Raw genomic sequence first — 24,332 nt, 5'->3', positions numbered from 1 at the left:
ATGGCATAGAGATTATTTTTTCTAGAAGTCCCTAATAGGAACATCCTAATGCTTGTAGAAAGGGCGATCTGTAATCGCTAGGGATATAACAATTCTCGTTTGGATGCAGTAAGATTATATCCCACCCCACTTTTCAGGCAGGTGTCTATTTAGAAGTCACGCTAGATGTTGAGCGACTGCTACAACGATTGCCGGAACAGACTTCAACCGTGACGCATTGACTAATTGTACTCTCACTATCATCCGACGTAATGACTACGCTCTTGGCTTCTGCAACACTTTTTCCATCAGATGAGACGATTCGCTGAATTAAGACTTTAGAACGGATCACGATTGATATCCTCCCTTCTGAATACTGAATTAAAAGCAAGAGTTTAGATAGAATTCTAAACTCACCCAAAATTGGTGGCTTGTTCAAACCATTTGGTTATGAATCATATAATTTAACTCACTGGTTAACCACTCTTCAAAGAGTCTATCAAGGATTTCTTGATACCTTTCAGGGGTTAATTCCGCAGGAATGAACTCTTCAACCATTAAGAGATGATAACCTTGCTCGGTTTGGATGGGACCCATTACTTCTCCGATTTGGGCACTAAATATAAAGGCGGCAATATCTGGCTTTAAGTTCCAGCGGAAAAGCTTGCCTTCCAATCCACAATGATGTCTGCGCCTTTCATCACAATCGTAAAGATGAGCGGCTTGATGAAAATCGATCTCCTCTTCTTCAATTTGATAGAAAAGTTCTTGAGCGACCTTTTCGTAAGGAACAATAATTTGGTAGAGTAAAACTTGGTCAAAATCAAGCCGATTTTCCGCGAAGAACTTCTCGACTTCTTTAGAGAATAGAGAATTAGCTAACTTGCGAGCAAGAATGCGATCGCTAATTCCTGTCTCCCAGTCATTCACAGTAATCATCTGGTCTGACAGCCATGCTAGCGTGTCTGCGGCTTTCTCCAAACGCTTCTCATAACGCAGCCTATCCGCGTCAGCCTGAATTTCTTCTGCGGTGACTGTTAGGTTTCTTTCCTGAGCCGCTTTTTCGATGATTCTTTGATATAAAATTTTTTGATAGACATCCTTCAACTGAAGATTTTTTTTCAGGAAATTAACCACTTCATTCGGATGAATAGATGCCCCTGAAAGATCGGTCATATCATTGTTATGACTCCACTCAGTTAGACTTAATCAGTAACTAGCCTCAGACCAAGGCCTGGAAAAACTCGGCTACCTAGCCCTACAAGGCTATAGGAAGCTCCTTCATTGTTGCTACTATTATTTTCAACAGAAAGGTCTTTACGTTGTTCAATAATCTCACTCTTGTGTGGAAGAGATGATAGCAAAGAGAAGTTGCTAATGTAGGTTGCGGCAACGGTTGATGAGCGGGAAGTGCCTGGGACGTTAGGGTTAGAGAAGGTTGCCACTGGCAAGGTGGTTGAGATTCCAGCAGCATTAGGGATGATTGTTGCTGGCGCATTAACTTTAGCGCTAGTGATATTAGCGCTAGTGATATTAGCGCTATTGGGATTGGCAGAGGTTGCAGGTGTAGGAACGGTGACGCTAGTGGGATTGGTAGAGGTTGCGGGTGCGGCAACAGTGACGCTCGTAATATTAGGAGAAGTTGTAGATGCGGCAGCTGTGGCGCTAGCGCTACTGGATGTTGCGCTAGGAGTAAAGACTGTCGCACTTTGGCTACTGGGAGTTCCTGTAGGAGATGTCGCTGTCGCACTACTACTACTGCCAGAACCCGCTGAAGATGAGAATGCGCTAGAGGTACTTTGACTGCTGCTGAAACCGCTATCACCAGACGAGGTTGCTGTTGCACTACTGGTAGCGGTGACACTACTAGAACCACCTCCAGAGGAAAATGAACTAATGACGCTTAAAGCGCTGGTGAAATCTTTGCCACCCGGAGGGTTAGCTTGGGAAGGTAGAGCAACAGATACGATCAAGCTTCCAGCTAGACCAAGATACAAAACGCATTGAGATGATTTAATCATATTGTTTATATGTCCTTAGATCAACAACTTAAATAAAGTCAGCAAGGCAAACTAAGGCATAATTATCTTCAGTTTTTACAGTCACAGAAGGATTGATAAACAGTCCAAGGTAGGGTAAATCTTGAACTGTTATCTGCCAAATCTAGATTAATAGCCACCGGAAGTCCATGTTGAAACAGACATATTACCCTTGCTCCCAAAAGCACTAGCTGTGGCCTTCAGGCTATTTTTTGTTCCCTTGCTACTGCTAGTCGAATAACTAAAGTAGTCCGTGTCTTTGACATCGATATAATCAATCGGGATGCTGATATCTTTCAAAAAGTCGTGCAAGGTAATCTTGCTTGAGCCACCTGTCACCCCACTTGAGTCCGAAATTCCCGAATCAAAAAAATTTAAATCATTGATTGTTAATCCACTCATGGGAGTCCTCCTGCTAACAAAAAGGCCGCTGAAAGCCTTTTTATTTACTTAAAATTGGCTTTCAGCAGTTCTCAGACTTAAATTTGCTCAATGGCTATAAGCAATAGCCATCGTTAATTAGTTACTTTGGTAAACGTTGGCTGAATTGGAAGAAATTGCTACGGCAGTTGCTGGACCGAAGAATGATTTAGCCGTCGCTTTAGAAGAAGCGTATTGACTGAGATAGCTGTAGTTGCTCTTAGATGTGCTGTAGTAGCTATAGCCAGCACCAACAACGCTGGGAGATTGTTCGGCAACTTCTAAATGGCTCAGGTCAGAAATAATCATGGGATGTCTCCTTTTCAAAATGGGTTTAGTTTTTGCAGAAATCTGGTTGAAAAGCCAATTCCGGGGATAAGTTTCCCCAAAGTTTACTACTGAAAAAGCTCAAAGTTTAGAGCAGCAGTCACCTTTCATCAATTAATTTGGTAAACGCTGGCGTCATTGGTAGAGATTGCTACCGCAGTTGCTGAACTTAAAAATGATTTAGCACTTGCCTTAGAAGAAGCGTATTGATCGACATAGCTGGAATTGCTCTTATAATTGCTATAGCTATAGCTATACCAACCACCAACAACACTGGGAGATTGCTTCGCAGCTTCCAAATGGCTCAGGTCAGAAATAATCATTCGATGTCTCCTTTCCAGATTGAGAGTTTGGTTTACTTTTTGAGTAACCGAGTTAGAAAGCCTATTGTCGATAGACTTCCAGAGAGGTTTACCCCGATAAATGCTCAATATTTAGAGCATTATTTAACAGCAACCGCCACGTTTAAAAATTTAGTTGGGTAACGGTGGCTACATTTGTAGAAATTGCTACGGCTGTTGCTGGACCAAATACTGATTTAGCCGTTGCTTTGGAAGAAGCGTATTGATTGAGATAGCTGGAATTGCTCTTATATTTGCTGTAGCTGGAGTAGCTATAGCCAGCACCAACAAGACTGGGAGATTGGTCGGCAACTTCCAAATGGCTTAGGTCAGAAATAATCATTAAATGTTTCCTTTGCAATTCAGTTTTTTTCTGAAACAACCTTGTTTGGTTGATATAAACAATATAAACAGTATGGTTAAGGTCGTGTTGCCATTTTGGCATTTTTTCTCGATGATTTAAAAAATAGTGCGAGAGCAGTTTTTTGGCAATTGTAAAAGAGAAACCTGCCCCATTCTTTAGTAAAGATGAACGCGGCAGGATTTTTACGACTGGTCAAAAAATCAACTTCAATCCTGAAGAGCAGATTTTTTTGTTATTTAAATTCCCGAAAAATTGAGTTTATTTTTTGAGTTTTTATGACTAACCAGGGGTCGAAATGACCCCCGCTTCCCCGTACTTGTGGCTCAGCGATCGCTTCTAGATAACCAAGGTCTTTAATTGTGCTTAAGCACTTGTGTGACTCTAGGCTCTCTGACCCGATTGCAGCCCTTTGATTATCTGTATTTAAAGTATCTGTTTTACAGTTGGTGTGTCTGCCAACTTGGCAGTTTTCTTTGAGCAATCGGTTGTATGTTCGGTAGGGGATGTAGTGTAGGGGATTGTAACCAGCAAACCGCAATAGTAAAACGCAAGCCCAAGAATACTTTCCTTCCATGATGGCTTCAACAACTTGATTAAACTGTTCGGAATTCATGGTTTTGTCAAGTTTAGGATTAGAACAGGGAATGTGATAAGCCATAACAATTGCCCTTGGATAAATTTGGTTTTACAAATTGATGCCGCCTTTTTGCATCTGGCGGATGGGATCTAACAGAATGTCGGCAATCCGGCGTCGGCGGATGATAATCTCCGCAGAGGCAGTTTGACCGGCTTTAAATTTGATGTTTTGACGATCTGCATTGATATAGTTACGATCCAGCGCTACTTCAATTCGATAGACTTCTCCCAGTCGCTCATCGGGTTTCGCATCGGGAGAGACGGATTGTATCTTCCCGGAAACGATGCCGTACTCTTGATAGGGGTAAGCGTCGAATTTGATTTTTACTGGCATTCCCGTCTTCACAAAGCCCGCTTCTTGATTGGGTAAACTGGCTACGAGAATCATGGGTGCTTTGTGGGGAGCGATTTCGGCAACAGTTTGGCTGGGTTGAACCACTTCGCCAACGTTGCGGACTTTCAGAGACGACACCACTCCATCAACGGCAGCAGTCAGAAACCGTTGTTTGAGCTTTGCTTTAGCAGCGTTCAGCAGATTTTGAGTTTCAGCAATTTGGGCTTTAAGCTGAGTCATTTCAACTTCTAATTCCTGAATTTGCTGCTGTGTTTCTATCTGAGTTTTGCGCTCTTGAGCTTGTTTTTGAGCGAGTTCTGCGTGGAGTTGCTGTGCTTGTGCGAGCGTCTGCTTTAAATCGCCTTGACTTGAAGCGATCGCGCGATCGCCATCGCGCAGAGCTTGCTGAGCCTCAAACAGTCGGTCTTTGAGAGTTGTGTCCTCTTCTAGTTGAGTTTTGGTGATGGCACTTTGGCGATCGCGCATCATTTGCTCGGCATCCAGCAAATATTTCTTGGAGATCGCCCCCTCTTTGACCAGCGGTTTTACCCTCTCGACTTCCTCTACCGCCGCCGCTACATCAGCTTTTAGTTTCTTGTGCAGTTCTGCCGTCGTCGCCGACAGGGGTTTTAGTGTTTCGAGTCTTTCTTGATTCGCCGTCTTTGCCGTTTGAAGTTGAGCGATTTGTTCGCGGGTAGCAGATCCTTTGGCATTGACTTCGGAGATCGCAGCAAAAGCAGCTTGAGTGTCTGAAGAAGCGATCGCTGTCTGGGTTTTCACTTCCAGATGCGTTTTCTCTAGAAGCGCTTGTTTCTGAATAAGTTGCATTTGATTCGTTGCCAGCATTTGCTGCAAACGCTCTACTTCACCTGCCGCAATTTGGGTATCCAGTTCCACTAACACTTGACCGGCTTTTACCGCTTGACCTTCTTTGACGGCAATGTTGGCAACCTTCCCCATTTCCACTGGGTCAATCTTATAGACGGCTCCTTTGGGCATTAACCGTCCTTGAGCGTGACCCACTTCGTCAATTTGCCCAAAGGTAGCCCAAGCCCCAAAAGCCAGACAGAAAGCCATTCCGCCCAATATCAGCTGACGAGGAAGCGTGGAAGGTGGCTGGTCAAGCACCGTCTGTAACGAGGTAGACCATTGGTTGGTTCGAGTCTCTGGAGAAGTGGCAGACGCGAAATGAACTTGAGAATTGCTAGCTGTTTCAGTCGAGGTGGGCTGTACGCTCATTTCGATAGAGCCAGTCGCACCCCCATAAATCTCAGCAAAAGAGCGATCGCACTGACGCTGAATCTTTCCAGGATGAGTACCCGACTCGCCTTGAGTCGGAGTACGGGATAATATCCCCTGGCTATCGAATGAATTCTGGTTGCTACCTGTATAGCCTGAGCCAAAAGGCTCAACGGGTGGAGTTAAGGGTAGGTTTGAGGCCGTTGATGCAGAAATCGATCTGATTGGTTTTTGCATGGCTGTGGCCCAGAATGAGCAAGTTCAAAGTTTGAGATTGAGGATGGCTCTCGTTGCTTGGATTTAACGAGCGGTGCCATTTTTAGCCGGTTTCAGCAACATTTTGGTTTGGCTTTTCATCGTTACCAATTTTTCCACAGGAACTCCCTTTTTATCCTAATTTCTGCTGCTTGGAAAGTCTGCCAAATTGGCATATTTTTTGCCAAATTTTCTGAATTAGCTGCTAATTCACCGAGGACTGGAATTGATGATTGCAATGCTACTGAACAAATGGTCGTGGAAGAGGAATTTGGCAGAACAAGAATCTTTAACATCGTAACGGTTGTAATTTGCTCCACATTCCTGCCAACGGATGAAACCAATTTCAAGTAAAACTGTAATAATTCATACAAGTTGGCTCGGTTTAGAACATTTGGAGTTAAAGATCCAGTTGTTGCTGCGCTAGATGGTAATAAAGACCTTGAAGCGAAATCAGTTCATCATGAGTACCGCGCTCAATTAGAATGCCTCGATCTAAGACCAGGATGCAGTCAGCGTGTCGGACCGTTGAGAGTCGGTGGGCAATGATAAAAATTGTGCGATTTCGGCTAATTCGAGCTAAATTTTGCTGGAATCGCCGCTCGGAGTCAGTATCTAGAGAGCTGGTAGCTTCATCTAAAATCATAATTTGAGGATTTCCCAAAAGCGCTCGAGCGATCGCAATTCGTTGTCTCTGTCCGCCAGAGAAATTTGCACCTCGTTCTCCCACTTTTGTGTGATATCCCAACGGCATATCTTGAATAAAAGCATGAGCTTCTGCAAGTTTTGCCACTTCAACAACTTGCTCTAAGGTAAAGTCATCCGAGTAGAGCGTAATGTTTTCTAAAATGGTTCCGGAAAACAAAAAACACTCCTGCGGTACCACCCCCAACTGACTCCGCAAGGAGGAGGGAGAAACATGGCGGGTATCGTGACCATCGACACAAATTCGACCGCTGGTTGGCTGATATAAACCCTGGAGCAAATTGACCAACGTACTCTTTCCAGAACCGCTGCGCCCTACAATTGCCACCGTTTGCCCAGATGTCACTTCAAAAGATAGATTCTGAAGCGTATTGCGCTCTTGATCTGGAGAGTAGCGGAAGGTAACATTCTCCAATTTCACCTCGCCGCGCAACTGAGGCAACACCAGCAAAGGTTTTTGAGGACTTTCTTCAGGTTGCGCTGAAAAGACATCATTCAGCCGTTCCACAGATACCATGACTTCTTGCAGTTCATCCCAAAGGTTCACCAGTTGCAGCACCGGATTGATGACACTGCCAATCATCATATTGAACGCCACAAACTGACCGATCGTGAGCCGATCCTGAATCACCAGCGTCGCCCCGTACCAAAGCAATGCTGTAGTACCCAAGGTATTAATTAAGCCGCCGGTAACTTGCAAGCCGTTTGCCAGTTTTTGACCCTGAAATTGAGCATTTAGGGTGCTGGTTAAGCGGTCTTCCCAACGCCAGCGCAACTGTCGTTCTGCTGCTGCCGCTTTCACCGTGGCGATGCCGGTCATCATTTCCACGAGTGAGGAATTTTGTCCCGCTTCCTCGTTAAAGATTTTCCGCGACACCCCTCTGAGAAATGGACTCGCCACGACGGTCAAAATAACAATCGGGGGAATTAGCGCCACCACTACTAAGGTGAGACGCCAGTTGTAATAAGCCATTAGCCCCAAATAGACGATTGCCATTGAGGCGTCTAACCAAGCTGTAACCGCTTGGCGAGTTAGAAACATCTGGATTTTCTGGTTTTCCTGAACGCGCGTGATAATGTCCCCGACATGGCGCGATTCAAAAAAGGCAAGGGGTAAGGTCAAGGTGTGGCTGATAAAGCCGCCGATCAGGGTGAGGTCTAATCGGTTGCCAAAATAATCCAGCAGGTATTGTCGAATTCCCGTGACGCAGACGCGCCAAACGCCAAATAGTAGCAGACCAAGGCTGAAGACATGCAGGGCGATCGCGCTTTTGTGAACAACCACCCGGTCGAGAATAATCTGGGTAAACAGGGGGGTAATCAGACCAAAAATCTGGATCAGCAGAGACGCTAGAATAATTTGTCCGATCAGGGAACGGTAAGGCCAAAGCAAACCCCAAAAGCGATTGAGAGAATTTTTTTCCGTTGGGGTGGCATGCAATGCTGGCGTCGGATCGAGCAGCAGGGCGTATCCCGTCCAACTCGCCAGAAATTCCGCCTGGGAAAGCGATCGCCTACCAACAGCAGGATCGGCAATCAAGATGCGATCGCCCTTGACTAGGTAAACCACCACATAGTGATCGCCCTGCCAGTGAGCAATCCAGGGGTTTTTCCCCTCGACTAGGCGATTTAAACTTGCCCGCACGGGTTGGGCGTGAAATCCGACCTTTTCTGCCGCTGCGCCTAAGTTCTTCAGGGAGGCACCGGCACGCCCCACGCCAGCAAGATTCCGTAAGGAAGTGATGCTAAATCGTTTCCCCCAATATTGCCCTATCATTGCCAAGCAGGCGGCACCGCAGTCAGAAGAGCTTTGCTGCTCAATTAAGGGATAGCGTTGCCAAAACCATCGACCCGGACGCTTGACGGGTTTGGGAAAAGCAATCGGAGGCGATTCAGGGGGCTGGATATTTGCCTGCACCTCTGACTGAATTTGTGGCGACTGAATTTGTGGCGGTCGATTGCCATTCCAAGACGCTGGTGGAGACAGGTTCTTTGGCTGATGCCGCAATTTCCCTTTCTCCGTAGATTCACGGTGCCCGTTTTCAAGCGATCGCTCGGCAACTGCTTCTGACTGCTCTGAGAAAGTTGCTGCTATTGGCGCAATTGCTCGTGCTGCCTCAAAGTGTTGCTCAGGCAACTGATAAACGACTAAATCGGTCTGGGCAATCCAACTGCTCGGTGTGGGATGAGGATACCCCCAACTTTGTCCGATAGCGGGGGGTATATCTGCGTCTTGTCGGCTTTCAATTTGACCTCTGCATAACCAAAAGCGACCCGCCTCGGAGGGTGTGGATTCAATCAAAGATGCTCCCGCTTCGATCCGCGTTTCTACTAGGTAGGGCAACAGTTGTCGTAGCGTATGGCTGCTCAAGCGCCGCCAGTCTGTAGAGGTTTTGAAGAAAATCAGACATTGCCGCCAAATTGCCTGCTGTTGCAGGTAGTCTTGCAGATTCGGGAGCCGCTCTAACCAAGGCTGAAGGTCTGCAATTGAAATCCGAGCCACAATTCCGGCACTGGCAGCGATCGCGCTCGTCAGCTCGCAATGATTGCTAAATACCTTTTCTGCCCCAAAACTTTCTCCCGATTCCACCACCAGAGCGGGAACTTCCTTACCCTGTGCTGCGTCTAAGGCTAGTAGCCGCACCCGGCCTTCACAAACTAGGTAAAAATCCCCCTGATTTTGTTCATCACGAACTGAATTTCCTGAGGCAGTGGCGGCACTATAGTTGACAAGGCGATCGCCCAGTTGAAAATCGCAAAGTTCAAATGCTCCCTCGAAGTCGGAAGCAAAGCTCGTATCTGATTGGGACAGCCTCAAGAGATTGAGGATATCGGGAAGGCTAGAGTAAGCGTTTTGTATGTCCTGAAGCGGAGGATGACCCTGTACCAGCATCCGATTCATCAGTGAGCCTCTTAGCTTTCAAGGTTTGTGATTGGCTCAATATGCGTTTCCGGTAGGTATCGCAGTAGTAACCGCTAGAATCCTTAGCCAGAAAGCATCTTTTCGATAAATTTCCCGAAAACTATAAACAGCCTAAAGTTTTTAACTTTAGGTTTTTGTAAAAAAGCATTAAAGGGAAGTTAAGGCTGTTTCGCCGTTAACAATGTATATGTCTTAGTGAATTTACTGAGGATTTGTCAACCGAGGCGCTAACGAATCTCATAGCTTCCATACAACTTTACAGAATCTTTACAAAAAAATGATGGAAGCTTTATGAAATCGTCCGAGTTGTTTATCGTAACTTCACAATAAATATTCTTAATTCCGTAAATTCCGCACTGTCTTTCGCAATTGATATTTAAATTCGTTAGTGTAGCAGCAAATTCTATCAATCTGATATATTTCACAAACGGGGATGCTGCTCAATCCTTCTTGAATCAGACAAACTTAACCCCCAATCCCCCTACCAGGGAAGGGGGATAATTTCACTTTCGCCTTAGAGGATGCTGTTGGCTAATCGGGGAAAACGATCCCATTTAACATTACCGTAAGCTTCTCTTTGCCCCCCCATTGAGGGTAAAGTTGGGGGGAATCAAATGTGTAGCATCGTTAAGGAAAAATGGGATAACGAAAAGTATTGGGATACTGCCGTTAAAAGTGCGTTATCATGCCGTAGATTGCCCAAATTGCCATTGCTCGCAGGTAATGACTGGCGCGGAAAGTACCGGCGGCAGTAATCGCTTCCGGGGTTCGGAATTGCAACCCATTGTCATAAATTTGCTGCACCACAGCTTCCGTCATTTGGAAGGCTTCCTCTTTCATTCCCATCTGGATCATGAATGCTGCTAGCCCAAAGTTAATACCAGTCCAAACTTCCAGGGGATGAGTCGCGTCGGGGTTTGCTGGTGTACCGTCGGGTTTGACGCCATTAACGGCACCGATAAAGGTTTCAGGCTGGGAGGACGGGAGGTGCCGATTGAAATTCAAAAAACAAGAATTATAGACAGTTTTTAAGGCAGATTCGGCACACTCAAGCGGCACGAGATCGGGTAATTTTAATAAACGAGTGTAGAACTGACCGCATAGCTGATCTGCCATCACGATATCAGAGCCGCTTTCGCTATCGAGTCGGTAGTATTGACCGTTCCAGAGTTTTTCTTGATACACCTGCCGGGATTGTTTTAGCCAGGTTTGATATTCGGTAATTGATAATTGGTAATCCGGGGAATTTTCTTCGGAATTAAACTCAGACTTGTGTAATATTTCACCAATCGCGATCGCTGCCTCTAGTGCCGCAATCCACAAGCCGCCGCAGTAGGCGCTAACCCCTTGCAATTTCCAATCATCAAATGTTTGATCGGGCGCACCCGAATTTTCGGGAATTCCATCCCCATCGATATCAAATTGCTTGACATAAGCAAGCGTCTTCACAATCGGCACCCAACACTCGCGCAAAAATTCGATATCTGTGGAACCCGTTAAGACAAAATCTCGATAAACCTGCAACACAAAGTCACAAGGTAAATCTTTCCACAGGTTGCAATCTTGATAGCTGGTGTAGTTCGTTTTCTCCCACGGATGCTCGTTGGGGGCACCCAAATCGTGGGGCGTCGCATCGGCGGCTTTGCGAATGGCTGAGGCTTGGTTATAGCCGATAATTCGGGGCGTCTCGTCGTGGGTGGAAATCGCCCGTGCATAAGCTTCTAGCACCGCTTTGTCCAGTTTAGGCCAGAGCATCATCAAAGCAAATGAGCCGTAAAGTCGCACATCTAAGCTTTCGTACCAGCGATAATCCAAGCACTCTAGGACGCCAAATTGCCCCACGGGGTCATCTTCCGAAGCCGCCGTCCAGAGGGTGCCGCCGTCGCAAAGTAAGTACAGCTCATTAAACAGCGCCATTTTAAACCAATTGGGCAAATCTTGACGCTGCAAAATCGGCTGTTGCCACTCCCGAATCGCATCCTTCCACATATCATCTTGCTTGAGAGCGGTGCGAACCATCGACCAAGCATTTTTGCCATTGCGACCAAAGAAATCAGTGTAGCGGCGGTAGTATTGAGTACCCAGATTTGGTTGCTGGGTACTCTGCGAAAAGTCCATTACTGGAAAATCCCAGCAGACGATGAAGGGAATTTGGCGAGTTCTCCCAGGTTTCAAAGTAAACCGGACAGCGATCGCGCAACCGATTTGTTCTCCCGGTGCTGCCGGAGTTTCATCTTCTCGATCTGGCAACGAGCCATTACAAGCGAATAAATCCCAAATATCTGAGCCATCCCCGATCGGGTTCCAACGACCGTGATAGAAGACTTCTAAACTAGGATTCGTGACAGTTGCGATCGCCCACTGTCCTTCCCCCTCTCCGATTTCATCGTGCAGTCTCACCCGATCTAGCAGACATCCCACTCGGTGGAAGTCCACAATCCACTGATTTAAATTTCCGGTACTATCCCCCCAGCGCGGCTGGTACTCGTAAACCGGACTGCCATCATCCCGCACCCGCACTTCTGGAGATTGAATCGCATTCGTAAACCAACCCACGACATTCTGCCACGTCAGCATGATGCTAATCGTAATCGGCTTATCCGTGGGATTGTGGGCAGTCCAGTGAAAGATTGCTGTTGGGTAAGAGCTTTCTTGATAGTTACCCGCCCAAATGGGGGAGAATTGCTCGCACGTCAACTGAGACTGAAACACCCCTTCATAGACAAACCAGCTGCGGGGATACAGCGCATGATAGGTTCCCGAAGAATTTCCGACCGACTCCGGACTCCCGGCTCCCGACTCACGACTCCTCCCTTCCTTTGGATACCACAACCACCGGGATAAAGTCCCATCATCAGGCGGTTCTGTACAAAGCGCATAAGCTTGCGCGGGGGAGTCTTCTGGCTGCTCGAAGACGCTGAACTGACAAGCAGGCAGGCTTCGGAAGACGTGTTCTCCGCCATCCAAATGCCACAAGTTAAAGTCGCCACGCGAAGAACGACCGATGCATCCGGCTCCAAAGCCACCCAAGGGCATCCCGTGCCAAGGGCCATCGTCGAGATTACTAGGGTAGCGAACCGTGTGGGGTTTGTCCCAGCCGAGACCAATGGGACGACTCCAAGTGCAATCGGGGATTTCGGGGCGAGGGCGTTGATAGATCATGCCTTGATTTTACGGTCTTTCGTTCCTACGATTACCCAAATTTTGTCAGTTCTTTTCTAGCTTCCCGATAAATTGGGGAGTTAAGAAGTCTATATACTGCAAACAAAAAACAAAATATATTAGCATTACACATTACGTAGTATTACTTAATTGTGAAAACTTTTCTTGTTGATTTCTCCTGAAAAATACGTAACTTAATCTATATTTTACAGGCATCTCTTTATAACCATCTGTATGACTAAATATTAAGAAATTGCACTACAATCTTAAATTTTTAATTATTTTTTTACCTCTAAAAAAATGACAAACTTCACTAAACTTTTATAGATTCTTTATCATTTCCGATGCTTATTTTTATGTCCAAAGGGGGATGATAAAAAAATATTCAATCTGAACACAAGAGTATTACATGGAAGTTATCTCTCAGAAAACTGATTCATCAGCGAATCCACAGCCAGAGTTAGTTCAAAAAAAAGCTGACGAACTTCTCAAACGATACGCAACCGGACAAAGAACCTTTAGTAAGGTAACAATGCAGGCAGGCAAGCTATGTATTTCTACATTTAACTTGATGGGAGCCAATTTAAGAACTGCTTGTCTAAGCGGAATTGTCCTAGTTGGCGCTAACCTAAGTCAAGCTGATTTGGCTGCAATCGACTTAAGACGCTCGGATCTCAGTAAAGCCAATTTAACTGGCGCGAACTTATGGAAAGCAGACCTCAGTGGGACGAACCTTAGTTATGCAAATTTAAGTGAAGCTTTTTTAGGAGGAGCTAACTTGAATGGAGTGAATCTATATGGAGCTAATTTGAGTCGAACCAATCTCAGAGGAGCCGATTTGTTGGAAGTTGACTTGAGCGGAGCCATTCTGACTCAGGCAATTATGCCCGATGGCAGTATCCATGAGTGAAAAGGATTGGGAACATCTTAAGGGATGTCCAGAACCAAAGCAGAATATCGCCCAACGCAAAGAGGGCGCGGCGTTTGTCTAAGGCATCCCTTGACTGAATCAACGCGCGATCGCGTTCCATCTACTCTCCATGTATATGTAAAATATCTTAGGTCTACCTACTTTGCTTTCCAATAGCTGTGCGTTGACCGTTGTTGATTAATTAGAGTGTATTTGTAAAATGGGTCTTAAAATCGTCGAGAATTTTGACAGTAGTTTTGCGCTTGCGCCAGAAGCGAAAGAAGCTCTGTTCAGTTTATTAACAGGTGAAGCTTTTCTCACCCAAATTAACGAACAGACAAACTGGGAAGCAGTTGAGTTTACAGAATTACTTTTTCAACCTGTTCCTTACAGCACTGCAACTCCCAAAGGAATGCCAGCAGAATTTGAAACATATAAAGAATCTGACGATCATATTATCATCAACGTGCCGCCGAACTTTATGTTCAAAGCAAAAATATTTAAACCGTCTCGTCTTTGTGCCATTTATAGAAAGGCGCAGTTAAATTAAGATAGGCTAGGTGGTTGAAACCGCAGCTATACACACAAAACCTGCCTTCTCTGGTTTAAAATTTATGATTTTTCGTTAGTCCGCTTGGCGCGGACTTATTTTGTTTAGCCGCGATTTCCAATTTCCAGGGCTAGTAAGTTGACAATGAGCGCTTCTCCATAAGTCGTCAAAGCGAGATACCCGACTTCTTCAAGAAGTCGGGTATCTGAATTCTTAGCATCTTACAAGGCAATTGTTTCAAGCTTGTGCAGCGTTTATTTAAAAGGACTCCAAAAATAAAAAATAGAATTTTTAAAATAGCTAAAAATAATCCAGAAGGTAAATAGACAAAAATATTTATCTATCATAAGGTCATAAAGTGAAAACAGTTTTATCAAGTTAGTCTGAGGACTCAGCTAACAGTCCTATGTTAAAAGTGTTAAAAGTCACGCGCTCTCAACTGCAACGTTATGGTATCGCGGCTTTGTCAGTCACCTTAACGCTGCTGCTGCTGCTGCTATTGCCGCCGACTAAAACATCCATTTCACCGTTGTTTTTTGCCGCCGTGACGTTCAGTGCCTGGTATGGCGGACTGGGGCCAGGGATAGTGGCTACGATAGTGGCTGTTTTAGCTAACAACTATTTCTTCGTACCTCCGATCTATCAGCTAGCAATCAGCCGTGAGACGGACGTTCTCCAGCTAGTCATATTTAGCTTAGTCGCACTGCTGATTAGTTCGTTAAATGCAGAATTACTGGCTGCGAAGCAACGAAGTGAGGCAAGCTTATCAAAACTAGAAGTAAGCTACCGTCGCCTGATTGATACAGCTCACGAAGGCATCTGGTTGATTACCCCAAACTTGCGGACAGATTACGCGAATCAGCGGTTAGCTGAGATGTTGGGTTACAGCGTCCAAGAGATGGGCGATCGCTTTGTTTTTGACTTCATCAATCGAGAGGAACGCATCGAGGCAGAGCAACACATTGAGCGAAGTAAACAGGGAATTCGAGAGCAATTTGACTTTCGGCTTCGCCGTAAAAATGGCGAAGACCTTTGGGCAATCCTCTCCACAAACCCGATTCTCAATCGGCAAGGTGAGTTTATCGGGGTGCTGACAATGCTGACCGACATTACCAAGCGCAAACAAACCGAGAAGGCACTCCAAGAGAGCGAGAGGCGCTTCCGACGACTGGTTGAGGCGAATATTTTTGGTGTCACCTTCGCCAACTTTACCGGAAAAATCAACTACGCCAACGACGCTTTCCTGAAATTAGTCGGATATGAGCGGGAGGATTTGGTTTCGGGTCGGCTTTCCTGGGAACAGATAACACCGCCGGAATATCTGCATTTAGATGCACAGGCAGCCGAAGAACTCAAGAAAAATGGTGTCTGTACCCCATTTGAAAAAGAATATATCCGTAAAGACGGGAGCCGGGTTCCCATTCTTATTGGTGGTGCCCTGTTACAGGAACCTTACGACCAGCAACAAGAAGGGATGGCCTTCTTGATAGACTTAAGCGATCGCAAGCGAGCAGAGGAAGCGCTGCAACTGAGATCGCAAGCACTCCAGAATCAGCAGCAATGGTTAGAAGACGTGCTGAATCTGATGCCATCTCCTTTGCTGTTTGTTGAGCCAGGAACGGGTCGAGTCCTGTTTTCCAACCGAGCCGCTGACGAGTTGGCAGGAGGCGAATTTCCCAAAGATAAACCAGCCGAAGAGTACCACACCGTTTACTATTGCACGGATGCGACGGGAGCGCAGATTCCCAACGAGCAAATGCCAGGAGTACGAGTAGCACGCGGCGAACGGCTCAACGGGTTTGAGATGAACTGGCACACGCCAGGAGGAATCCGTTCCCTGATTGTCTTTGCGGATACCCTGGCACCGATGCACGGTCATTCCTCGGTCTGTGTCGTGATGTTCCAAGACATTAGCAAACGCAAGCAAGCAGAAGCAGCTCTGCGCCAGAGTCAGGAGCGGTATTCTACCTTAGCGAGAGTTTCACGGGTGGGAATCTTTCATACAGACAGTCGGGGGAAGTGTTTGTATACCAACGAACGCTGGTGCGAACTGACCGGAATCACTCCAGAAGCCGCATTGGGAGAAGGTTGGGAAACTGCCCTTCATCCGGAGGATCGCCAACGCATCTTTGAATGGTATCAAGCCGCGCAGGGAAATCGGCTGTTCCAATCAGAGTATCGATATCAGCATTCTGATGGTTCGGTGACTTGGGTATTAGGTCAAGCGGCTCCTGAAATTGGAGAAAACGGTGAGACGATCGGTTACGTTGGGACTGTCACCGATATTAGCGATCGCAAACAAATAGAAATCGCACTGCAAGAAAGCGAAATGCGACTGCGGCGCATCGTTGACTCAAATATCATTGGCATCTTTTTCGGCGATCTGAGCGGCAAAATTACCGAAGCCAACGATGCCTTCCTGCAAATCGTCGGCTATACGCGGGAGGATTTACAAGCTGGTGAAATTGCTTGGAATCTGATGACTCCACCAGAATACGTCGAGCGGACTCAGCAGGCGGTTAACGAACTCAGAGAACAGGGAGTTTGCGTTCCCTTTGAAAAAGAATTGATCCGTAAAGATGGCAGCCGCGTCTTTGTACTGGTGGGGACTGCTTTGTTTGAGGGATCTCTACAAGAGCAGGGTGTCTGCTACGTCCTCGATCTGAGTGAACGCAAGCGAGCCGAAGAAGAACGCGATCGCCTCTTCAAGCTGGAACAGGCAGCACGCGCTCAAGCGGAGTCAGCCAACCGGATGAAAGATGAATTTCTTGCTGTCCTCTCCCATGAGGTGAGAACGCCTCTCAATCCAATCCTGGGTTGGGCAAAACTCCTCCGCAGCCGCAAGTTTGATGAAAAAACCACCGCCCGCGCCCTAGAAACGATTGAGCGCAATGCCGAATTACAGTCGCGGCTGATCGAGGATTTGCTAGATATTTCGCGGATTCTGCAAGGCAAACTGAGTTTAAATATCGCCCCGGTTAACTTGGTGGCAACGATTGAGGAGGCGATGGAAACGGTGCGTCTAGCAGCTGAAGCGAAGTCGATTCAAATTCACTCAGCGATCGCTCCCAATCTGGGTAAGGTATTGGGGGATGCCAATCGCTTACAGCAAGTCGTCTGGAATCTGCTCTCCAACGCTGTTAAATTTACACCGATAGGAGGACAGGTAAAAATTCAACTTTCACAAGTCCCAAGTCCAGAGAATTCTGAATTCATTGAATCAAAATTCAATCAAAATTCCTATGCCCAAATCCAAGTAAGAGACATGGGGAGGGGAATTCACCCAGACTTTTTGCCCTTCGTCTTTGATTCCTTTCGTCAAGCTGATAGCCAAACGACACGGGTATCCGGGGGATTGGGGTTAGGACTGGCAATTGTCCACCACCTCGTAGAACTTCATGGGGGTACTGTTACAGCTGCAAGTCCGGGAGAAGGGCAAGGGGCAACCTTCACTGTGACGCTACCCCTAATGACAACTGCGCCTCAGACGAGTCAGGACAATCCGTTACTTGATAATTCTCCAAATTTGGAAGGGGTAAAGCTACTGGTTGTCGATGATGAGGTGGATACGCGGGAGTTAATCGTCTTCATTCTCGAAGAGTGTGGCGCACAGGTACGCGCTGTGGCATCGGCGGCTGAGGCGCTGGAGGCGCTAGCTCAGATGCAGCCGGATTTGCTGTTGAGCGATATTGGAATGCCTGAAATGGATGGCTATATGCTGATTCGTCAAATCAGAGCCAAGAGTGCAGAGCAAGGGGGAGAGATTCCCGCGATCGCCCTAACCGCTTATGCTGGCGAAACTGACAATCAGCAAATACTCAAAGCAGGCTTCCAGAGACACCTCACCAAGCCAATCGAGCCAGACGAATTAGCGGTAGCGATCGCTAGCCTAATGAGCAGCATCAGTTCCTGAAGCTACCCTTCCCGAAAGAATTGATGTTAGCTCAGTTGCACTAATTTAGTGCCGCATTTAGAACAGAACTTTGAGTTCGCTGGGTTCTGATTTCCACAGTTAGTACAGAAAACGTGAGTACGAGTCTCTAGAGCCGGAGAATGATTTGACGCGACTCCAATTGGCTGAGTTGCAACAGGAGAATCAACAGGTTGAGTACCCGGTGAATAAAGCTTGTAAACTTCAATCATCTCCTGAATGACTCTTGCTTCGCGCTTGTAATTTAGGCTATCGGTTGCGCCTTCTTTTTCTAGTTCGACGGCACGCCGATCCAGATATGTCTTAAGTTGGTGATACAGCGCTTGTTTTTTCTGCACCGTGTCAGCTTGGGTTAATTTTGCCGTCACCTGACGCTGAATTTCTTCTTGATCCGGGCGACACGCCAACACTTGCAGCACTTGCACCGCTTCTTCCCAACTAGAAGCGATATCAACGTTTTCCAAACCAATTACGGTTTGTCGGGTATAACGAATTACCTTTTCTTTGGTTAAGCGATTTTCTTCTATTCGCAAAACTTGTAACGCCCTTGCTTGTACAACGAGGCGGAAAATATCTGGATTTTCTGGAAAGATATCCCAAAACGGCGGTTCTTTTTGAATGTGAACGGGGATTGGAGGTTCTTTGCTTTCGCCTTTAAGTTGCGCCCGTTTTGCCTGAATGGATTGTCCTTTCCAATCTTGATAAGATTGCTGCAACTCCGGCATTCCCTCAATGCAACGCAGAGAGAAACCACCAATTTCTTGTACAAAGACAATCCGGTGACGTTCAGCTTCTCCCAGCGGTGTAATCCCTTCGTTACTGCCAACTCTCTCCCGCAGAATCGGGATGAGCTTAATTGCCGCTGGATCGCTGCTGTTGCGTCCGCCAACCAGGGCGACTTTGGCATTGAGGGCGGGGGTAAAGCCTGCATCTTGACGTTTGAGAACGGCGTCAGAGAGTAAAATCAGCGGCTTCGATTTGCTGTAAGCAGTGCCGATGCGGTTGCGGATTTCGGCTTCGTCGTTGTTGAAGACTTTGAATAAGCGATCGCCAGCTGCCAATTCCCGCTTCAATCGGCTACTTTCCGGCGCACTGATCACGACTAATTTAGCGCGCTCGCCAATAATTTCTTTAAAATCATTCTCCTGCACATCCGCTAAATTCGGCACATCAAATAGTCGCATCAACTCACCCGCCGCACGGTTACGCTTCCACAGCGGACTTGCTTCTGCGAGAACCTGTACTGACAAATTGCTACAAATCCCATCAATTCCCAACTCGTAGCGACTCTTAGAACCTTCGCTAGCACCCGCTTGTTGCTCAATTAAATCTCGATATAATTCATTGAGTTCTTCGCGGTTATAAAGCTTAATCCCATTCACAATCAAAGCATCAGCGCTATCCGCTTGTCGATCCGCTTTTTGCTGGAAATTATCGCGGGTTTGCTTCAATTTTTGATTTAAGCGTGCCAAACGGCGGTTTAATTCATCCAGATGTTCTAGCATTCTGGTAATGACTTCTAAACCTAGATATCTCGCTTGAGTTTGAATTGTCGCCACCAAGCTACCTTCTAAACCCGTTAGCGCTAACTCGCAGGATTTTTCCATATCTGCGTGCTTGGTAAGGGCAAACTTATTCTTAAACTCAGTAATATCTTGCAGCGCCTTTTCGTAATCTCTCTGTCGTTCGGTTTCCTTGGGTTGCCAAACTTTTTCTGATTCCCGGCGGAACTTTTCGGCGGCATTTTCAAAAATTTGGCGCACCGCCGTCACGAAAGCATCGGCAAATTTTGGCCCTCTCGTGCGATCCTCAATAATCCGATAAAACTCTTCGTCTAACGCTTTTCGTCCTTGTTGTACGATGCGGTTGCGGTTATCGTACATCTTTTGCAAGAAGTCACCGTGCAATCGCTCGTCCGGACTTAATTTCCGCAAATGATTGGCTTTATATTCTTCAACTTTTGGCTGGAGATAGTCTAAAAACTGGAGAATTTTGCCCTTTTCGGCACCAACAATGTTTACGCCTTGCTGGGTACATTGCAACTTATTATCCGTAGCAATTTCATTGCGGATAGAGTTTACCCAAGCGGAGATTTCGGTTATATATGACCTGTCACCAGCCGCAGCTAAATCTGCAATCAGTTCCCCTTCTGTAAGGCGCATCCGTTTCAGGTCACTTTGCACCATCTCTAACACATTCGGCGGCAACTGTACCGATTCATTCAGCCACCAGCAAATAAAATCAGCAGCAAGTCTATCTGATAAAGAAGTGCGAATTTGAGCTATCGGAATTTCTACCGTAGACAACCCAAAACTCATAAAATTCTTAGGATATCCGCGTCCACCAGGATCTGCTTGCGCCCAAGCTCCTTTAATATTATCTCGAATCGAACGTTTATACGGCGCAAAATCAGAGGTTAAATCAAGAAAGATATTTTGGCAAATCATCTCTCGAATTTGGTCGAGAGTAAATTCACTTTCCCCGTTTTTTGTTCCAACCAGATAAGTAAAATCAAAAGGCGCAGATTTACTGCGAATTTCATCCACTAAACCACTGCTAAATTGGGCAATATATTCTGTTCTATAATCAGAAAAATAGCTCAATTCCATCAAAGCAGCGTAACCGTTAGCGAGAACGCGATCGCCTACATTAATACTGGCGAAAGCTGTAGGCATCGGCACAATTGCCGTTATCATTGGACTCGCTTGTCCCCGCAACCAATGGCGAACGCAATAGCCGATATCAATCAGCATTCCGCTACCCGTACCACCGGATAGAGAACCTGTCACAAAGACATTTAAACTTGTTGTATCTACCTTAATGCCATAGCGATCGCGCATAAAGGTTTCGTGTCCTTTGACGGCATCGGCGGCTTCATTAAACCGTCTTTGAAGTTTGTGGTAATTGCAATAAAAAGCGAATCGCCCATAACTGCGAATTTGTCCGGCACCAACTTCAATTGCCCCAATATTCCGCTCTAATTCTGTGGGAAACCAACTCTCTATCCAGGGATAGTTTCCCATATCCGACATAATTTTCTTAACTTCACTGCCAGCTACACTTGCCCAATACTTTTCATTATCTTTGAAGGGAGAACCGGCGGCGGCAGGATTATTGACTTTGTACTCTCTATCTGTATCAATAATTAAAAAGCTGATTAGGGGGAAATTTTGCAGACTGCCATAAGTTTCTTCTACTAAGCGGCGCACTCGTGACAATACTTCATGTCCAGTGCCGCCGATACCCACTAATACAGTGGGAACCATGCTTTTTTCTTCTACTGCCATAATATTTTCTCCTAATAGCTATATTTTAGAATTTTTAACGTAAAGAAGCACAGAGGTAGGCAAAGGGAGAGCTTCTTCGCGTACCTTTGCGTAAACCTCGGCGTACCTTTGCGTTTTAAAAATCTTAACTAACATCTAACAACGATATCCAATAAATTAAATAGCTGCCAAACAATCAATGGTGTCAAAACGCTCCAAAATAGGGCATTACTTAAGGATAATTGACCAGAGAGGGAACGATCGAGACCGATTAAACCTTGAAGCAGCCACCGATCCAGGGGTAAAATTAACGTCCACATTAGAGCAATCCATATCGCCCCTAGCCCCAGAATAAGCCATTTAAGGTTACTGTTGAAACGAGTAAAAAATGTATCTGTGAAGAGCATTTCTAGATTATTTTGTTGACCAGACAGGTAAATCCCGCCAGTTGCTAAAGCTGCGGCTCGCAATTCTGGAGATCCTTCCCCTATAACAACTGTATTAATTCTAACTTTGCGATTCCTGGCATCGGTGATGATGGCTGGTGAGACATTAGCGTCGCCATCGGTAACTAACAGTAATTCTCGACAGCGTTTTTGTGGAATCGTGCTAAGTGCTTCCGTACCTTTTTGAATCGCTAAATTAATATCTGTCGTATTGTTCGCTACCAGTTGAGGTAAATCGGGATTTGCCAAAGCTTGAGTTAATTCAGCGTCCACTTGCTGACTGTCTGTTTTAAAATCACCCGTAAGCGATCGCACGACTCCCCCAAATCCCCAAACCTGTATCTGGTTTTTGTTTCTCAACTGCTGGGCGTTTTGTTGCAAATACGACCGCACCGCTGCGACTTCCTGATACATAACTGTACCTGGGGCGTTAAATTCCGTACTGTAAGTGCTGCTGCTGAGGTCGAGAGCGATCGCAACTGCTACTGACGGTCTACCTAATCCTAACAGCCAGACAAGTGCCGTCACGACGATACACGCTCCCAGCAACATCAACGGAATCTGGAATAACGGATACAACCACAAACCGCGACGAGAACGACTCACTTAAAACCCTGTTGTAAATTGGTCATCAGTCATGAGTCATTATCAATGACTCATGACAAGCAAAAACAAACTATAAACTACAGTCCTTTCACTACCAACTCCGGACTGCAATCAACCCAAAAACTCCTCTCTCCTCTCTCTCCTCCCTTCCCTCTGCGTCCTCTGCGCCTAAAGCGCTAACGCGCATGGCTTCGCTAAGGCGGTTCGTTCTCTTCTAAATCGGGTTAAATTCATACTTAGATCCCGGCGGGCCATTAGAACCAGGCGCGGCTTGCACAAGCGGAACTTCATTGAGAACATTAAAATCGGTAGCAGTGCCGCTAATGGGCACTCCTTGATTCAGCAGTTGAGATACGCCTGACCGAGAAGGATTTTGGCTAAAAGCAGACGTTAAAGCTTTCGTCGCATCATAAGCGGTAGCGGTGCGCCAACTGACACGTCCTTTCCAAATCGTGGCAGCTTGGTTAGCGAAGGGATCGTTCGGTTGAGAACTCCAGGGAACTGCCAGCACAATCCCTTTAATCGCGTCGCCGCCAGAGGTGAGAATTGTTGGGTTATACAGTTCATCTCCGCCAATTAACTGTAACCCCTGCGTCCCAGTGGGATTCGCTTTCGCAATCGCAACGGCTTGATCGACTTTATTCTTACTGAGTGCCAAGAAACCAATTTTCGCCCCCGCCCCAGTTGCATTCTGAATTTCAGTAGCAGCATTGAAATTGGCACCCGTAACATCTACTTCTTTCACGACTTTGCCGTTTACTTTAGATAAGGCAGTAGTGAACTGCTGCTTTAATTGCTGACTGTAAGGACTATCGGCGTTGTAAAAAACCACCACAGACGGCGCGGAGGACTTTGCAGCGGTATATTTTGCTAAGGTGGTGCCGACGGTTTGCAGATAAGTACCTAGCAACTCATTGGCTTTTTTGGCGAGGGGGATGGTTTGCAAGGTGGACTGACCGCCAGAACCGGAAGTAATGCTGGTACTGATGGGAGAAAGGACGGTTAACCCAGCTTGTTCGTACATCGCGATCGCTTGCTGAGAGCCATTATCTACCCCATGTCCCAAAACGCCTAAAATATTCGGTGACTTGGTAAGGTCTTGCGCCAAGGAAACCGCTTTTACCGGGTCAACATCGTTGACAATCACGACTTCTAATAAGCGTCCGGGTGTCGCCGGAGACTGGTTAAACTCGTCTTGCGCTTGTCCCACACCCCGCAGAACTTCCTTCGCTGTGTCCGGACTAGGGGTGATGGGAACCACGACTGCCATTGTCAGCGGATTTCCGGCTTTTTTGGCTTTGGCGTTATTCAGGTAAATCTTGCTTTCGGGATCGTTGGGGTTGACGCTAACCGCTTGTTGATATTGCGCGATCGCTTCCTCCCAATTTTTCTGGGCAAACGCGACTGCGGCGGCTGTTTTTTGGGAATTTGTTGCATCCTTTAACAGGATTTTCTCGCCTTGACTGATCAACTCGGCATTATCAGCGGTATCGCTTGCGATCGCTTGCGGATCGGCAGTTTCCGTGGGTGCATTGTCGCTAGCGGTGGGAGATTGAGTCTCAGGAGACGCCACGATTGCCGGTTGTTTATTCCCCTGTGTCAGTTTATACAACCCAAATCCCCCCGCCAGAGCCGCCAGAATCCCCAGCAGAATCAGGATTGGCAGCAGAAGTGAAGGCTTAGAACCGGGCGGCTTAGAGATGACCGTTTTCTGGCTTTTCTGAGGACTCATTGCCTCTCTAGGCAAGCCACAAACAATACAGTCTGGCCCGTGATTTTCCTGGGGTGGATGGGCTTCATTGCTTGGGTACTGTTGATTGTTGTTTTTCGGTACACCATCACAGATCCATTTGCCTTGCGTATTCAATTCTGCCAATCTCCCTGGTAGCCATACTTACT

17 protein-coding genes are annotated in these 24,332 nt (G+C 46.5%); 4 read left to right on the top strand and 13 right to left on the bottom strand.

All coding sequences use genetic code 11. From position 1 onward, the window contains the following. Positions 1 to 145: 145 nt before the first annotated feature. On the bottom strand, positions 146 to 331 hold the full coding sequence (locus NDA06_RS11190; protein ID WP_190433756.1) for a hypothetical protein: 186 nt from the start codon (positions 329 to 331) through the stop codon (positions 146 to 148). 83 nt (positions 332 to 414) lie between these two features. Next, positions 415 to 1,155 carry a peptidylprolyl isomerase gene (locus tag NDA06_RS11185; RefSeq protein WP_190985305.1) on the bottom strand — a complete coding sequence of 247 codons (741 nt, stop codon included), beginning with the start codon at positions 1,153 to 1,155 and terminating at the stop codon, positions 415 to 417. A 234-nt stretch (positions 1,156 to 1,389) separates the two neighbouring features. Here NDA06_RS11185 and NDA06_RS11180 point away from each other — a divergent pair, with 234 nt between their 5' ends. Next, positions 1,390 to 1,782, top strand: coding sequence for a hypothetical protein (locus tag NDA06_RS11180; protein WP_190529315.1), 393 nt, complete (start codon positions 1,390 to 1,392; stop codon positions 1,780 to 1,782). A gap of 365 nt (positions 1,783 to 2,147) precedes the next feature. Here the strand turns inward: NDA06_RS11180 and NDA06_RS11175 are convergent, their stop codons facing one another. The 8 genes from NDA06_RS11175 to NDA06_RS11140 all read right to left on the bottom strand — a co-directional run bounded on the left by NDA06_RS11175 (position 2,148) and on the right by NDA06_RS11140 (position 12,724). Then, positions 2,148 to 2,420, bottom strand: a complete 273-nt coding sequence (locus NDA06_RS11175) for a hypothetical protein (protein ID WP_190415175.1) — start codon at positions 2,418 to 2,420, stop codon at positions 2,148 to 2,150. 117 nt (positions 2,421 to 2,537) lie between these two features. Continuing rightward, on the bottom strand, positions 2,538 to 2,747 hold the full coding sequence (locus tag NDA06_RS11170) for a hypothetical protein (RefSeq protein ID WP_190415176.1): 210 nt from the start codon (positions 2,745 to 2,747) through the stop codon (positions 2,538 to 2,540). A 128-nt stretch (positions 2,748 to 2,875) separates the two neighbouring features. Further along, complete coding sequence (locus NDA06_RS11165; RefSeq protein ID WP_190415177.1) at positions 2,876 to 3,088, bottom strand: hypothetical protein; 213 nt, start codon at positions 3,086 to 3,088, stop codon at positions 2,876 to 2,878. Between the two features lie 142 nt (positions 3,089 to 3,230). Next, positions 3,231 to 3,449 carry a hypothetical protein gene (locus tag NDA06_RS11160; protein WP_190429765.1) on the bottom strand — a complete coding sequence of 73 codons (219 nt, stop codon included), beginning with the start codon at positions 3,447 to 3,449 and terminating at the stop codon, positions 3,231 to 3,233. A gap of 253 nt (positions 3,450 to 3,702) precedes the next feature. After that, positions 3,703 to 4,128, bottom strand: coding sequence for a HetP family heterocyst commitment protein (locus NDA06_RS11155; RefSeq protein ID WP_190429764.1), 426 nt, complete (start codon positions 4,126 to 4,128; stop codon positions 3,703 to 3,705). Positions 4,129 to 4,155: 27 nt separating this feature from the next. Further along, positions 4,156 to 5,916, bottom strand: coding sequence for an HlyD family efflux transporter periplasmic adaptor subunit (locus NDA06_RS11150; RefSeq protein ID WP_190985306.1), 1,761 nt, complete (start codon positions 5,914 to 5,916; stop codon positions 4,156 to 4,158). Positions 5,917 to 6,334: 418 nt separating this feature from the next. Beyond that, positions 6,335 to 9,541, bottom strand: coding sequence for a peptidase domain-containing ABC transporter (locus NDA06_RS11145; RefSeq protein ID WP_242047399.1), 3,207 nt, complete (start codon positions 9,539 to 9,541; stop codon positions 6,335 to 6,337). Between the two features lie 690 nt (positions 9,542 to 10,231). After that, positions 10,232 to 12,724: a GH116 family glycosyl hydrolase gene (locus NDA06_RS11140; protein ID WP_190985307.1), complete on the bottom strand. Its 2,493-nt coding sequence runs from the start codon at positions 12,722 to 12,724 to the stop codon at positions 10,232 to 10,234. Positions 12,725 to 13,133: 409 nt separating this feature from the next. On the opposite strand from NDA06_RS11140, the gene NDA06_RS11135 reads away from it, so the two are divergent. The 3 genes from NDA06_RS11135 to NDA06_RS11125 all read left to right on the top strand — a co-directional run bounded on the left by NDA06_RS11135 (position 13,134) and on the right by NDA06_RS11125 (position 18,097). After that, positions 13,134 to 13,634, top strand: a complete 501-nt coding sequence (locus NDA06_RS11135) for a pentapeptide repeat-containing protein (protein WP_190676796.1) — start codon at positions 13,134 to 13,136, stop codon at positions 13,632 to 13,634. Positions 13,635 to 13,854: 220 nt separating this feature from the next. Then, on the top strand, positions 13,855 to 14,184 hold the full coding sequence (locus NDA06_RS11130; RefSeq protein WP_190985308.1) for a hypothetical protein: 330 nt from the start codon (positions 13,855 to 13,857) through the stop codon (positions 14,182 to 14,184). A 406-nt stretch (positions 14,185 to 14,590) separates the two neighbouring features. Beyond that, positions 14,591 to 18,097 (top strand): PAS domain S-box protein, encoded by a 3,507-nt coding sequence (locus NDA06_RS11125; RefSeq protein ID WP_190985309.1) that lies wholly within the window; start codon positions 14,591 to 14,593, stop codon positions 18,095 to 18,097. A 26-nt stretch (positions 18,098 to 18,123) separates the two neighbouring features. On the opposite strand, the gene NDA06_RS11120 is transcribed toward NDA06_RS11125, so the two are convergent. The 3 genes from NDA06_RS11120 to NDA06_RS11110 all read right to left on the bottom strand — a co-directional run bounded on the left by NDA06_RS11120 (position 18,124) and on the right by NDA06_RS11110 (position 24,300). Continuing rightward, on the bottom strand, positions 18,124 to 21,402 hold the full coding sequence (locus NDA06_RS11120; protein WP_190985310.1) for a tubulin-like doman-containing protein: 3,279 nt from the start codon (positions 21,400 to 21,402) through the stop codon (positions 18,124 to 18,126). 128 nt (positions 21,403 to 21,530) lie between these two features. After that, positions 21,531 to 22,433, bottom strand: a complete 903-nt coding sequence (locus NDA06_RS11115) for a VWA domain-containing protein (RefSeq protein WP_190985311.1) — start codon at positions 22,431 to 22,433, stop codon at positions 21,531 to 21,533. A gap of 214 nt (positions 22,434 to 22,647) precedes the next feature. Continuing rightward, positions 22,648 to 24,300: an ABC transporter substrate-binding protein gene (locus NDA06_RS11110; RefSeq protein WP_190985312.1), complete on the bottom strand. Its 1,653-nt coding sequence runs from the start codon at positions 24,298 to 24,300 to the stop codon at positions 22,648 to 22,650. Between the last annotated feature and the right edge of the window lie 32 nt (positions 24,301 to 24,332).

The organism is Trichocoleus sp. ST-U1 (assembly GCF_039961835.1).
Lineage (GTDB): Bacteria > Cyanobacteriota > Cyanobacteriia > Cyanobacteriales > FACHB-T130 > FACHB-T130.
The sequence above is the reverse complement of the archived record's forward strand: the minus strand, read 5'-3'. Positions and strand labels throughout refer to the sequence as shown.

Excerpts from the sequence above, each read along its gene's own strand:
- NDA06_RS11185 (WP_190985305.1), bottom strand. The coding sequence starts at position 1,155 with ATGACCGATCTTTCAGGGGCATCTATTCATCCGAATGAAGTGGTTAAT.
- NDA06_RS11175 (WP_190415175.1), bottom strand. The coding sequence starts at position 2,420 with ATGAGTGGATTAACAATCAATGATTTAAATTTTTTTGATTCGGGAATT.
- NDA06_RS11170 (WP_190415176.1), bottom strand. The coding sequence starts at position 2,747 with ATGATTATTTCTGACCTGAGCCATTTAGAAGTTGCCGAACAATCTCCC.
- NDA06_RS11165 (WP_190415177.1), bottom strand. The coding sequence starts at position 3,088 with ATGATTATTTCTGACCTGAGCCATTTGGAAGCTGCGAAGCAATCTCCC.
- NDA06_RS11160 (WP_190429765.1), bottom strand. The coding sequence starts at position 3,449 with ATGATTATTTCTGACCTAAGCCATTTGGAAGTTGCCGACCAATCTCCC.
- NDA06_RS11155 (WP_190429764.1), bottom strand. The coding sequence starts at position 4,128 with ATGGCTTATCACATTCCCTGTTCTAATCCTAAACTTGACAAAACCATG.
- NDA06_RS11150 (WP_190985306.1), bottom strand. The coding sequence starts at position 5,916 with ATGCAAAAACCAATCAGATCGATTTCTGCATCAACGGCCTCAAACCTA.
- NDA06_RS11145 (WP_242047399.1), bottom strand. The coding sequence starts at position 9,541 with ATGAATCGGATGCTGGTACAGGGTCATCCTCCGCTTCAGGACATACAA.
- NDA06_RS11140 (WP_190985307.1), bottom strand. The coding sequence starts at position 12,724 with ATGATCTATCAACGCCCTCGCCCCGAAATCCCCGATTGCACTTGGAGT.
- NDA06_RS11135 (WP_190676796.1), top strand. The coding sequence starts at position 13,134 with ATGGAAGTTATCTCTCAGAAAACTGATTCATCAGCGAATCCACAGCCA.
- NDA06_RS11130 (WP_190985308.1), top strand. The coding sequence starts at position 13,855 with ATGGGTCTTAAAATCGTCGAGAATTTTGACAGTAGTTTTGCGCTTGCG.
- NDA06_RS11125 (WP_190985309.1), top strand. The coding sequence starts at position 14,591 with ATGTTAAAAGTGTTAAAAGTCACGCGCTCTCAACTGCAACGTTATGGT.
- NDA06_RS11120 (WP_190985310.1), bottom strand. The coding sequence starts at position 21,402 with ATGGCAGTAGAAGAAAAAAGCATGGTTCCCACTGTATTAGTGGGTATC.